Here is a 13,716-nt window from a genome sequence, read left to right as displayed (position 1 = left end):
TTCTTCAAGTCGATTAAAAATATGCATAGCAAAATAAGCTATATATACACTAATCGGCTCAAAGAAGCCCTTTCATAAATGAAACAAGACGCAACTTGCTTCTACAACTCAACCACAACACAATAAGGTTTGGAAATAAACGGAATCAATTAAACAATAAATATAATTCTATATTAATGAATTCATACAAAAATTTAAATAATTTTATGTTTCCTTAAGATATCCCGCTCATTTTTTTTAAAATTCATATGCTTTATCACTACCTTGTTTTCTTCATCAAATGATTTAACTCCCTCCACGATAATATTTAATTTAATATTGAAATTCTCTAAAACTCGATGTATTATATTTTTGTGTTTTTCTCAGTTCCCAAGCCGAGAATACATCATCACTTCTGAAAGGACCCGAACTCCAGCGGGTTCTTTTTATTTACTTGAACTCATTTTCGAATTATTATATTATATTTTCGGGTCTTGCTCCATAAATCATTATCAGGAGAATCTGCAGGTTTACAGGTTCTTTTTTTGTAAAATAAAAAAGCAGCTGTTAGGTTACTTAAAGTTTGTCTTATCACCAATTAAAATGATATATATATTCTCCCGTTATACTTTCATCAACTCCTGCAACTCTAGCAAATCTTACTATGTCCGCCCCCTGAATGAAATACATTTTTAGCATAACTGGCACCCGCGACCACATAACACGATAAAGCTCATTCACTCTTTGCCTAGTCGTAACAATTAAATCATTTGCAGGTCCATTAATCCATGCAGTTGTTATAACTGAAGTAAACGGAAGATCTATCCCATTAACAACTATTCTTGCAATACTTTACGTTATATCCACATTGATCCCCTCATTCCAAGAATCAAATATGTTTCCCATATTTACATAAGTATTCTTAGTTATAAGAAATGTTTAAAGTGAATTCTTTATAAAATTAAAAAGGGTGCTATTAAGATATGCACTCCTTCAAAAGACTTTACCAATCTCGATGTTCACCATGATCATGATCACGTCTACGACGACACTCATCACAATCGCAATCGCGTCTACAATGACAGTCGTTAAAATCGTTTCTCCTACGTCTACGACCGCATCCGCAAAATACTAAATCATCCCAAAATCTATTACAATCTCGAGAATGCCCAAAATTATTATCCCATCCCATAGATATGATTCCCTCCTCTAAAAATAGAATTCATCACATTCTATGATGAAACGGTAGACATAGCTTGTTTACTAGTCTATGTTTCAGACTAATAATATTTCAATTTGCAAGTCTATCTCATCCCTTATCTTTCCTTAACAACAAACAAGACGCTACCCAGATCACGGCAGCGCCTACGATAATTGATATTGGTTTAATCATTAACAAGTATATCTGGTCCCTTCTTCAACATGTACGAGAAACCCGAAATAAATACAACACTAAATATAATAATAGAAGACCACATATTAAATTGATATTCTTTACCTGCAACTAAATTATATATGTTATGTACCAAGAAATTAGCACCTATGATAATCCCACCTAAAAATGCACTAATTAATATGCTCATTAAATAAAATTTAAGTTTCTGAAACATTTTTCCTCTACCCCTTTTCTAAAATAAACTTTATTTGAATTTCTTTAGAAAATTATACCATTTAGTTTTCGGTTATTATTAAATTCATAGTAAAATTAAGGTTATTTTAAGGATATGTTTTCTATTCAAATGTCCATTTTGTTCAATAAAAAAGAACACTATAAAGTGCCCTAAGCTTCTGAGTATAAAATATACGACAATGCCTTGCCCGTTCTAATGGCGCAACCTAAAAGGGCTTTATAGCGGAATATATATAGCTCTCGGAAAAGGAATAAGTTGATTGGCATTGACTCGATATTGTATGTTTGGGAACTCCTTATGTGCAATAAAAAAGCTCTATACCTATTTATAGAGCTCTTTAATTGAGTAACGGTTTATCTATATTGACCTGATATTGTATGATGAAAGCCTCCTTATGTGCAAACGAAAGAGAGCACTCCCCCAATAAGTGCTCTCGCTTAAAAAAAATATAGGGGATCATGTTGGAAACCGTTCAGTATCATTATATGATATCTCATTCCCAACTATGCCTAAGTCATGTATTAAAGGGGGATCATGTGTAATTTCTATATAACAAAGAAAAAAGCACCCGAATGGATGCTTAAATTAAACTTATTCATTATCAATATCTCTACTTTCATCATTAACTGATTTCGGGTCTAACATGATTCCTATATCCGGCGGCAAAATTAACTCTATACCAGCTACTGGTTGATTGTCCTCATTAAAATAATATTTCTTTATCTTATTCAATTCTTCATTTTTTTTATTTTCACTCATATTATCCCGCCTTTTATGTATGATATTAAAAACTTTTATTAATATGTACATTGAGAAAGATAATATACTATTTTTCAACTCTCACACAACTTGTAAAATTTTTACATAATAAGAGAACACCCATAATTGATAGGTGTTCTGATATATAAAGTGGTTTCCATCCACACATTCCAATATATGCTCGTCCATCTCGAAAGATGCAAACAAAAAAGCACCTAAATAGGTGCCTTTTCGAAACGTATTAACGCGAGTAGCGAACACAATGAATTCTTCTCGTTGTCATTACCATCTTATGTTCGAGATTCTTAAATATGCCTAATCGTTAAAATCTTTATTATGAATTCACTACCTATCCACCCTTTATTTTTTTACTAGTTTTAACAATAGGAACTTTTTTTGCTGGTATGAAAGGATTTTCTAAAATAAATAATTGGATTGCGATGCTTAGAAGCATAGCAACCGTTCTACTAACACTTTTATTATCAGTGTTTTTAACACTAACTTTGACTGTTGGCTATGCATTAAGTTAAACGTAATTCTTCACGAATAAAAACCAATATTCCGTCAATACTGTAGACAACCCATTTCGAACCATATTCCATTACCTGAGCAGTTAGCTTTTGCTAGCTGCTCTTTATTTGTACAAGGTACTCAATTGACTGGCGCACATATAATATTCTGAGTTCCTTTCTTTATAAAATAGTCGTTATAAAATAAGGCTCGTCACGAGAGCACTTTACTAAGTGCTCTTTTTATATTCCAACTTAATACAAAATGAAATTTTTATTACATTTTTTAATTCAAATATCCTTTTCATCAATGTATAAAGAATATTACTTCTTCTTTAAGTATCTTTATGAACAAAATTTATAACCTTTACTCCACTTGGATCTATATTAAAAGTAATAGTTTCTATGCCATTCGGAGGGTTATGAGCTCCTATATAAGTTTTATATTGAACTGTAACAATAAAATTAAAGTTTTCTTCTGGGAAACGTTCAATTTTTATAATTTTTGTGTCCGTTAAACTATACTGATGATCTGGTCCAAGCTTCCTTCTGATAACTTGACTTGCATATGGTGCTAATAAAGTATTATAAGAATCATAAAACTCTTGTTCATTACTATTAACCGCTTTGATATCTAACGGACTTAAAAATAAAACTACCATTACAATTCCAAAAAACAAACTAATCACTTTACCTTTTAACACATAATCACCCTTATTTAATTTGGATATCCGTTAACCTCCCCAGCATAAGAGATGACTATTCTTCATCCTTATCTAACTTCTTTTATTCAAATAGCGTTTTTGTTTAGTTTCACTCTAAAAGTAAAATTTTCATTTTTTCATTCAACCAAGTTCATAACATATTCTTTTCCTCTGATAAAATAATGATTAGGTGTCCCATGCGCATTTTATCCACTAGAAATAATACCTTTTACATACTTACGTATTAGAAACTTCATTTCTGCTTCTTCTGCAATAGCAATTTTGTTCACTTTTTTGATACATTTATGAAACATTCACATGTTATCTTCAATATGTTCTATTCTTTTTGAAAAACCATGTGAGAATACCAAAACAAGAAGCCCTAGAGCCCTAACTCTAGGGCTTCTTGTTTTCAAATAAGGATTTTGTATTAAATCTGCACCAATTTTAAGAAGCATACATACCTATCTTGTGCACCTTTTTTATATAAATCTTGTTCATTGGACGCCTTTAAAAGCGCTCTTTTTGTTGAAAAACTACACAAAGAGAAAAAATACATACAATGTAAAATGTACCCTATAGAATAGACTTTTTTTGAGTGTCAATTCTATAGGGTACATTTTATTATTTTCTGTCTTTTTTATTTACCTTAAAGTAATCCATTCATAGCTTACCCACTCTTTTGGTTTCTTATCGTACTTAATACGACCAGTCGTACAAAATGAAGCAATCATCCATTGAATGAGGTTCATCTTGGCATATGGATCAATACAATCGTCTATTTTTTTCAATTGATAGCCTGTGCTATTTTTCTGCCAAATTGTATATAAACGAAAATGTGTTGTCGTAACAAGTCTAGCTTTTGTTGTAACTTGCCATTTTGCAATTTTCGTTAAATCCTCTTTGACTTTTCTAACATACTCTTGTTTTATGATTTTATAACTCTTATCTTTATTAATTAATCCATTCTTTGATAGAAAATCGCTTTAAAGTAATAGCATGTTTTCAAAAGGCACTTTTGTTGCATTTTGTATTTTTGTTAATAGTTCGGTGAGAAGCGATTCTATTTCAAATCCATCCAAATTGCATGGCATATTATCAATAAGGTTATATTTGACTCTAATCTCTAAACGATCCTCGATTTCTTCTAACGGTACCGCACTAAATAAACTTTGTTCATATATAAATCCATCTCGAAGATTTTTTTGTATCTCTGTCTTATCTTTGTAAACAATGGTTACTTGTGCTAATTCAATAAAAGGGTTATCTAAAGTTAATTTCGTATTCCAGTTTAGACTCCAAATTTCACATCGACCGTCTGCATGCACAACATTAGCAGCTACAGATGGAGTAATTGTAAATAAACGGTCTACTGGAACATTTGTAAATGTAGTTGTTTTTCCTTCTACTACTTTCAATCCTCTTTCCTCACGTTCATGCTCAAGTGCAATTTCACAAAATACTTGCTCCATTATGTGTTTAATGCCTTCATACGTTCGAACAGCAAATACACTAAATTCTTGTGTCTCATCCGTTCGAACTAATTCATAAATGCTAAATTCTGCTGCATTTACAATTGCAAAAGGAATATCTTGTACAAAATTAGGATTTGTAAATAGAGAATCCGGAATCACTGTCTCTGGATGTTTGAAAAACTCTAAACCAAGCTGATATCCTTTTAGAAATGCATTCTTAGCAGCAGCTGGGAATAATGTTTCAAACCTTTTGAGACTGCTTTTAAATTGCTTCTCTTCGACCTCGTTATTAAATTCTCTATCTTGTAAAATGTTTACACGATCAGCAAGCAGTAAAAAATAGTAGTTAATAAGAGAATTAATTCTCTCCTCAAAAACTTGATTATCTTTACAATATTTATCAAATCTTCTTTTGCTTTCACTAATAATTTCATTCATTCTTTAATACTCTCCTTATCATTTTCTAGTTATTAAATAAAAAAAGACACACCAATGGCAGGTATATGCCCTCGGTGTGTCCGTTTAGCAAGAATTAAATATCTCTCAATTCGTATATTAAGTTTTAAACAATTAAACTTATGTATAAGATTATCTCTATAATATCTAAATGTCAATACTACTTCGCAATTATTAATTAAGCTCACAAAAATAATGCTTCTAATTGATTAACCTTTTTCTTTTTCTGCATATGTCATTTAATCACCTAATTCAGGTAATACTATTAGTATATCTAAGTACAGGATTTTCATACCAAAATTTCGATTTATATTTACAACTAAATATCAAAAGTAAAAAACATTCATTTGATATATTCCTTACCTTAGAGAACTTTAGATACAAAACAATCTTTATAGTACTCATAACATAACTAACAGCAAACGACTAATACATATTAATGTTATGTAAACAATCAAGCGGTATAAACACGTTCATTGATATTAACACATCAACTGACATTGACATGAAATCCTATATTGAGAGATAAATATAAGTTAAACTAACCCAGCCAGTTCATACCTAAGCCAACTTACTAATTACATATTTCGCAAACAAAGATTATAAAATAGCTTTTGGATTCCTATTTTAGTTATTAGACAAAAAGGAACGCTAATGATGAATATACATCCATAACATGTTTTTCTTGTAAGAATTAAAATGACTTTTAGTTTGCGCATGCTTAAAATTGAATGACGCACAAAATCATTTCTATTATAGCTAAATTTCAAAACCATTTCTTTCACTCAGATACTATAAAAACTACAATCTATAATTATAGATTGTAGTTTTTATAGTATCTGTACTTTTTTATCATAAAAAAACTCATACTTATAGTATGCCCAACTAAATAAGTCATATACCTGAACATTACAACTGCTATTTATAACTAAATTTCAAATATGGTACACCATTCTTTTTATAAATCTCCATGATCAAGAAGGTTTCAAAGAAAATCTATCTCTATTTAATTTATTAACACAAGATGTACACAACTCAGATATGTTAATGTTATATAAACAATTATCCGACACTAATACTCCTGATTGAAATTGACATATCAATTGACATTGATATGAAACGAAATAAAAATGTGTAGAAGTTAATTTCATATCAGTATTTTACACATTATATCAATCCGATGGTACTCAGATGTGAATTAACGTAAAACCATTTGGTAGATCTACATTTATTATTATTAGTTAATAGGATGTAACAACTAGCAAACCAGCGCATGCTATATTTTATTACCAATTACTTTTATTAACTTTTTAAGGAGGTTTAAGTCATAACACCCATTAGAATAACTAGCATCTCTAAGTCAAAATGGTAGTTTCTATCTCTGATCAACATGACATTAACAATTAGGATGATCCGTCCTTAGTTTGAATAGTTTTTGTTAATGTTATATTGATCTCATAGCGATTTCTTATTTCATGTCAATGTTATCTTTATGGATATTCGAAGTATACTTATCTAATTTTGGTTAACATATCAATCTCATCATCTTATTTATGATCTTATTATTATATGCAAGCATGTACTAGAGATCGGATATCTACAAAAAACACCACCAGGATTATTCTAGTATTCTAAGTCAAACTTTAGTATCTTAAAAACTTCCTTAAAATTACCCATAAAATCCTTCGTTTACGATTCACATTTCATGTTAAAAGGTAATCTTTTTAGATCAACATGTAAACATAGGGTTAATATACCTATTATAGTTAACAAAACATTAACAATAGGCGCTTGTGTGTTGTTAGAAGAATGTCTTAGTGTCAGTTTCATGTCAATGTCACCTTTTATATCAATGTCAATTCGCAGGCTCAGTTTGTTCTTAAATACCGATAAAGTTCATTTTGTTGATACTGACTATATAAATTTCTATCATGACATGCAATATACAACTTAAATTGTACATTCTATACTAAATTAATATACATAAGTAGATCCGTAGCAAGTAAATGGGGAGTAGGAGCGAACCTCTCAAAGTATTATGATTGTGCTCCTATATCCTTAAATACTGTTTTGTTTATTGAACAATACTAAATCTACATTAATATTATTTTACTTTTTACTAGTTTTTATACGTGATAATTACATTTTGGACGTTACTATGTGTATTTTCCGTTATATACCTGGATTATATCCTTATAACTTATTTACAAAATAGCTTTATTTCCTTATCATTAATATTAAGTAGCCTAATTTGTTAATCTCATAGCAACTATCAGTAGTGCTACTAACATAATATATATATTCCTATTAACAAAACATTACCAATTTGAAATATATAATTGGTACTAAAGTTGCTAATTCAACCAAATTTTATGCTGAACGTTAATGTTTTGTTAACAAGTGTATGTTTACATGTCAATTTCACATTTCATGTAATTCACTGAATTAGTAGGGATTTTCGTAAATATTATCGAAATACTGGCTAACATGTTAATTTCAGATCACATGTTAATTATAATTAGTTATTTATGAGTTGATTTTTGAGGAGGTAGTTACAATGATTGAGCAAAAAAATGAAAAACAAGACCATCAAATTAACGATGATGATATATTAGATGATAATGTTTTCGAAAAAGCATGGCGGATAACAGAATTCTCAAAACTAGTGGGACGTCATCATAATACAGTTTATAATTGGTTCAATATCCTAGAAGAAAAGGGACTTCATGAAACTTTAAGAACTCAAAATACAAATGAAAAACTCTATAATGCTTTAGATCTTGAAATTGCTCTATTTATAAAGCAGAAAAGGGATGAGAAATGGTCTTTAGATGCAATTATTGACCTTTTACCACACCAGTTTGATTTAAGACCAGTGTCACCAGAACATCAAACAAATGAGGTATCCACTGAATTAAACCTTCAAGCTACTGCAGAAATTATTGAAAAAATGGTAACTAAACAGTTAGAAGAAAAAATAAAACATATTGAATCTCATTATGAAGAGAAGGTAGAGAGTATATTAAAGCAGTTACCACAACCAGAAGATGTAGAAACGCTAAAATTACGCCAACGCCAAGATAGGCTTGATAATTTTATTATTGAGCATAGAGCACGCCAGGAATTAAGAAAACAAGCAGAGAGCTTATGGAATAATAAACCTGAGGAAGAGCGTACTAGAAAAGCAGGCTGGTTTAAAAAAGAGGAAGATTTGAGTAAAAAACAACTCTTCATAGAGCAGTACATACAAGATAATATTATTGAGCATATAAAATCTCTTATGAATTCAGTAGAATAATAAAAAAGTCTGGAACTTAGTCCAGACTTTTTTATTATTTTGTAGTACCAAACATCTTATCTGGATCTAGAAAATCTGCTAGATCTTCATCTTCATTTGCTCCAGCATTATTATTTTCCTCGTCACTACCCATATCGATAAAATCTCCAAATGCAAAACCTAAATCCTCATCCTCATCTATACTCTCAATCGTACTAATTTGAGACTTTTTATACTGAATTTGGCTCTGTCTTTCTTTAAACTCATTAAATTCTTCAACTAAACCTTTAGATAATCTTGATGGTAATGCATCAGTTTTATAGAAGGTATATACACTTCCTAAGAAATCATTCTTACTTACCAAATATCCATTAAAGACTGTGCCATTTATAGGTAAATTATTTGAAACTTCTACCTTAGCGTCATCCATAAAGGAATCATTAATATTCTTTTGCTCATCTAGGATAGCAAGCATACCAAAATGATGTACTTTTGATGCTTCAACAGAACCATCATCGTTCTTCTTCATCAAATCAATTGGGGGATGGAAAGAGCTTCCTCTTAATGATTCTTGAAACATTTCTATAATTGCATGGCTATTTTCTATTTGATTCATATTACGTGAAACCTTATTAATTACTAAACAGCCCGTTTTCTCAAGTAAAATACGTTTAAAGTCTTGAGAATCTAGTATTACAGATGTACCAGATCCATTAGCAGCGGTATTTAACTCATGAATAATTTCACTAATACGTTGATTTGCATAATCTCGTGAATTAGCGACACCTTTTTTCTCATTTTCATTCAATTCCTTAAATTCATCGTAAAAATGCTGGTTATCGGCAAATACTACAAATGCTACACCTCTTGATTTATCATTTGCTAATTTCCAAATTTCCTGTGAAAATTTATTTACTTGTCGTAATACATCAGGCCCATCCGCTCGGACGGGAAGAGTTACAACAATCCCCATTTTAATAAAGTCTTTGCGCTCAATAGCATTTTCAAAGGCTATTCTTGCAAACTTTGCTTGATTCGCCTTAATTTCAGCCATTGGATATAGCTGCGCAACCTTTTGTAATTCTTGTCTGATTACGGGCTTGTTGTGAAAAGCCGAAAATTCTTCAATGGCCTTAATGATTGTAGAAGTTCCAGTTCCTCCACCTAAACCTGCAAAAAATAAAACAAGTTCATCCGAAGGTCTTACACGTTCAGTAATAAATTCTTTTAGCTTTTCTTTTGCTTCCTCATTTGAATCAAGGACTTTTACTGCACGCTCAGGGTTCTTACCTAAACCACCTAATTTCAGTGAAACTTGATTACTTTTTGGTACATTTTTTAATTCAGCTAGATCCCCATCATTACTATTTAGTGCTAAGCAATTATATACTGCTGTGCCATCTGTATGTGTATATTCTGCAAATTTATCTACCATTCTAGTACCAGCTTGACCAAAACCAACCATCGTCATTTTAACTGCCACTTCATTCTTTAAGAAGTTTTTTGCCATTATTTTATCTCTCCTTATTTATCTTTTTTCTTTTACCTAACTCAATCAGTACTTGTTGCCCTCTATAAGTTGAGATTAAAAATTTATATGGGTGCATAGTTTTTTCATAGATTAAAGACATTGATGATAGCGTACTCACACTTATTTCAGCTGAACGTCTAGATATATTTGTACGTTCAACCTCTAATGAATAGGATTTTCCCTTTTTTTTCTTTACTCTCCTATCAATAACTACATTTTCCACTATTTCATTAATAGATATGCCCCTCATGTACTTCGTCTCTTGAAATTGTTTATTTACTATGTTTCCTATGTATAGAAATACACTATAGAGTATCTCATCTTGTTCAAGTATATCAGCAAACATGTTTACTACTTCATCTGCAAACTTGATTGTTTGATATTTTTCACTTAAAACTTCGTTCAAGTTGTCCCCCCCTTAAAACACTGGTTAATTATTCCTAGGAACATAGTACATCATTACACGTCGTATATCAAGTCATTATAAATAAAACCTATATACAGGACTTATATATAAGACTTATAAAGACAAAATTAGAATTAATCTATATTTTATAAGGGGTTAAGTGTACGACGTATATATAATGCGTATACATGTTATATCAATTTTAAATTTCATGTAATTTACATTTCGACAAAGATTATTATAAAATCCAGATTAATATTAAAAAAAACAGATTAAAAACCACCTATTTTTTTAACATCAAAAACCAATAAAAACTTATACATCTTACATATAAGTTTTATATATAAGGTGTATAAAAAAATACTTTTATATCAATGTTAAAATGAAAAAATACTTATTCAATTAGCATAAATTTTTATATAAGACCCTTATATAAAACTTGTATATAAAACGTATTTGTACAGCTTATAGAATTCGACTTTCATTAACAGAATTTTCTAATATCGTATATTACTAGGGAGATTTCAAAACGTTCTTATAGCAATTCACACTAAGGTTTTCTTTATTACCTAGCTGTTTTAAAAGTATTTATCACTTATAATACCGCTCATTGTTAATGTTATGTTAATGCACTGTTCTTCACTTAGTACTTGTTAGTTCACATTATTATATATGTTATAAGAAAAATTATCCTCTGTTCCTCATTTGAATTCAATTCCTTGTCAATTTCATTCATTCCTTGAAAGCCAGTAGAAGAGGTTGTTAATTTCATATGAACAGCATCAATACCCTCAATGTTCAACATATTAAAAAGGGAATACAAGGATAAATCAACTTTGACATTCTAAAAGTAGTAGGCTAACAATCACATCACTACTATGAAAAAGAAACATTTGTTCAAACTAGATTATTAAAAGTGAAATCTCATCTTATTAACATCAAAGTGATACTTACATTACAATAAAAATTCTTGTAATGCATGAGGAATGATGATAACAATTATAACCTTACATAAAATTAACAATTGGTTAATTTTATCATTGCAGTTAGGATTAATCCTTCTCAACAAAGCAAAAGGGGAAGTAGTTTTAGTGACTAAAACCTATATGTTAAGTACCAGTAGACATATTTCTAACTTATTTTTGATTTGGTAGAAACAATTAATAATATTTGTCTAAGTGAATTTATAATTCTATACAATAAAAACAACTAAAAGAAAAAGTTGGAATTTTAAATTGAGTCAATGTCAGAATTTGGAAAGAGCGCTTCATCACATATAAAAAGTTGAATTTCGAGTTAAAGATAGAGAAAATTACTCTTTATTATCAATAAGCCTTTTTATAATTCTTGAATAATTTTAATCACTTAAAATGTATTTTTACTATCTAATAAATGTTAGGACATCATAACATTATTTTACAAATGGAATTTCATTATAACTATTGTTAGATGTTTAGTAGTAGCTCGTCCTAACAAAACAAAGGATTTAATAGAGCCTTATAAATCAATAATTTATAAGAGATTTATAAGAGTAGTTATCATCTCAACTTCGATGTACAAAATGAGGTATCTCTAAAGATTAAAATCTCTTATTCATTTTTTCTTGTTTTACAACTACCACATCAATGTAATAGTATATTAAAAATAATAAGTATTTAATTTAAGTTTAATTCAATATAAGAGGTGTATGCATTGTCCGGAAAAGTGTATAAATATAGAAGATCAGGTACCAAAAAATATTTTCACTTAAAAGAAGCTGACATATTTGTCTTTACAGTTTTATATTACAAAAGAGCACTTACAACAAGACAAATCACTCAGTTATATAGTGCATTTGAGGGAAGAGAATATTCTGAAGCTAGCATATTTACAAAGCTTGACCGTTACTCACAATATGGAGCTATGCTAACTAAAAGAATAGATAAAAAGGCTGACAGTATTACGAAACGTGCTTTATTTTCCTTAAAAGAAAAGACAATTGAATTCTTAATGGAAATAGGAAGAATTTCTGAAAAAAGTTCAAAAAGACGTTACTCAAGAGCAACTTCTTTTCACACAATGTGTTCACGTGAGGTCATGATCCGTACTCTTTTAGCGACTACAAAGAAGACACAAACCAATGAAATATTATATGAATTGGATATTCGTTCTTTTTACCAGAAAAAAAATGTGAAAATTGAGGACAACCAATTGGCCTTGATTCCTGATGAACATATTTCATATCAAGATAAAAATATCCATATTGAGATGGATATGTGTAAAGAAACCAATTCTACCTTAGTTGAAAAAGTAGAGAAGTACATAGAATATACAAAAAAAAACAATGAAGATGTAACGGTTGTCTTTGTTATGTACGACAAATCAATGTTCCTTGCAGAAGATGCAGAACCGCCATACGTACGTATGAAAAATCTATTATTTTCTATGCGGAAGTATCATGAACTATTAATGAATATACCAAATCTAAATGTACACATTTGCTCATTGAAAGATGCTGGAGATGTTATTTCAGATATCATTCTAGGAACAGACGATAATCAAAACTTGGAACAAGATATTCTTTTGCCTTTATCTCAACGTACAGTAGGAGATGCTGATTGGCGCTACGCATTTGTTGAAAAAGTTCAAACATTTAAGGAAACAATAGATGGTGGTCTTAGACGAACATATAGGAGAGATAAAGATGCTATGCAAGATTTCTTCTTTATTTTTGGCAATGAAAATGATTACCGAATGATTGCTAGATTAGACGATGTTGTGTTTTCAAGAAGAGAAGGTGATGAGGGGGTGCCACTTGTTGTGATCTATCCAAAGCGAAACAAGGCTAGAGATATACTTTTAATGGACACTTATGACAATGTACTACTTCTATCGCTCCAAAATGAAAGTGTTACTATCGAAGCGGATGAACAAATCATGGCACGTACTGCAAATAACATACACCCGAAAAGACGCAAGCTTGTAGAATTATATTAATCCATTGTTTTTT

At 30.1% G+C, this 13,716-nt stretch carries 10 protein-coding genes and 2 pseudogenes; 3 read left to right on the top strand and 9 right to left on the bottom strand.

The features are described from left to right. Positions 1–570 precede the first annotated feature (570 nt). From ACTFRH_RS24465 to ACTFRH_RS24450, 4 genes are all read right to left on the bottom strand, one after another. Positions 571–828 carry a hypothetical protein gene (locus ACTFRH_RS24465; protein ID WP_033703277.1) on the bottom strand — a complete coding sequence of 86 codons (258 nt, stop codon included), beginning with the start codon at positions 826–828 and terminating at the stop codon, positions 571–573. Positions 829–982: 154 nt separating this feature from the next. Further along, complete coding sequence (locus ACTFRH_RS24460) at positions 983–1,171, bottom strand: hypothetical protein (RefSeq protein ID WP_002164326.1); 189 nt, start codon at positions 1,169–1,171, stop codon at positions 983–985. A gap of 193 nt (positions 1,172–1,364) precedes the next feature. Continuing rightward, complete coding sequence (locus tag ACTFRH_RS24455; protein ID WP_000486797.1) at positions 1,365–1,589, bottom strand: hypothetical protein; 225 nt, start codon at positions 1,587–1,589, stop codon at positions 1,365–1,367. A gap of 612 nt (positions 1,590–2,201) precedes the next feature. Beyond that, complete coding sequence (locus ACTFRH_RS24450; protein ID WP_001293569.1) at positions 2,202–2,369, bottom strand: hypothetical protein; 168 nt, start codon at positions 2,367–2,369, stop codon at positions 2,202–2,204. A gap of 330 nt (positions 2,370–2,699) precedes the next feature. Here ACTFRH_RS24450 and ACTFRH_RS24445 point away from each other — a divergent pair. Then, a pseudogene (locus ACTFRH_RS24445) lies at positions 2,700–2,899 on the top strand (hypothetical protein); the annotation flags it as partial. Between the two features lie 314 nt (positions 2,900–3,213). On the opposite strand, the gene ACTFRH_RS24440 reads toward ACTFRH_RS24445, so the two are convergent. The 3 genes and pseudogenes from ACTFRH_RS24440 to ACTFRH_RS24430 all read right to left on the bottom strand — a co-directional run bounded on the left by ACTFRH_RS24440 (position 3,214) and on the right by ACTFRH_RS24430 (position 5,495). After that, a complete protein-coding gene (locus ACTFRH_RS24440) occupies positions 3,214–3,582 on the bottom strand; it encodes a DUF3888 domain-containing protein (protein ID WP_000911827.1) in 369 nt (122 codons plus the stop codon). 644 nt (positions 3,583–4,226) lie between these two features. Beyond that, positions 4,227–4,550, bottom strand: a pseudogene (locus tag ACTFRH_RS24435) (hypothetical protein); the annotation flags it as partial. Positions 4,551–4,568: 18 nt separating this feature from the next. Continuing rightward, positions 4,569–5,495: a hypothetical protein gene (locus ACTFRH_RS24430; protein ID WP_001002558.1), complete on the bottom strand. Its 927-nt coding sequence runs from the start codon at positions 5,493–5,495 to the stop codon at positions 4,569–4,571. A gap of 2,575 nt (positions 5,496–8,070) precedes the next feature. Between ACTFRH_RS24430 and ACTFRH_RS24425 the strand changes: the two genes are divergently transcribed. Then, complete coding sequence (locus ACTFRH_RS24425) at positions 8,071–8,811, top strand: MerR family transcriptional regulator (protein WP_000572534.1); 741 nt, start codon at positions 8,071–8,073, stop codon at positions 8,809–8,811. 34 nt (positions 8,812–8,845) lie between these two features. Here the strand turns inward: ACTFRH_RS24425 and ACTFRH_RS24420 are convergent, their stop codons facing one another. Then, positions 8,846–10,300 (bottom strand): cell division protein FtsZ, encoded by a 1,455-nt coding sequence (locus tag ACTFRH_RS24420; protein WP_001097030.1) that lies wholly within the window; start codon positions 10,298–10,300, stop codon positions 8,846–8,848. 4 nt (positions 10,301–10,304) lie between these two features. After that, on the bottom strand, positions 10,305–10,727 hold the full coding sequence (locus ACTFRH_RS24415) for a hypothetical protein (RefSeq protein ID WP_001006726.1): 423 nt from the start codon (positions 10,725–10,727) through the stop codon (positions 10,305–10,307). Positions 10,728–12,419: 1,692 nt separating this feature from the next. On the opposite strand from ACTFRH_RS24415, the gene ACTFRH_RS24410 reads away from it, so the two are divergent. Further along, a complete protein-coding gene (locus ACTFRH_RS24410; RefSeq protein WP_000015599.1) occupies positions 12,420–13,703 on the top strand; it encodes a replication-relaxation family protein in 1,284 nt (427 codons plus the stop codon). Positions 13,704–13,716 lie beyond the last annotated feature (13 nt).

Origin of the sequence: Bacillus cereus group sp. MYBK216-1, from assembly GCF_051916495.1 — a bacterium.
Lineage (GTDB): Bacteria > Bacillota > Bacilli > Bacillales > Bacillaceae_G > Bacillus_A > Bacillus_A thuringiensis_K.
Note: the sequence above shows the minus strand (reverse complement) of the source record. Positions and strands in the feature narration are given on the sequence as shown.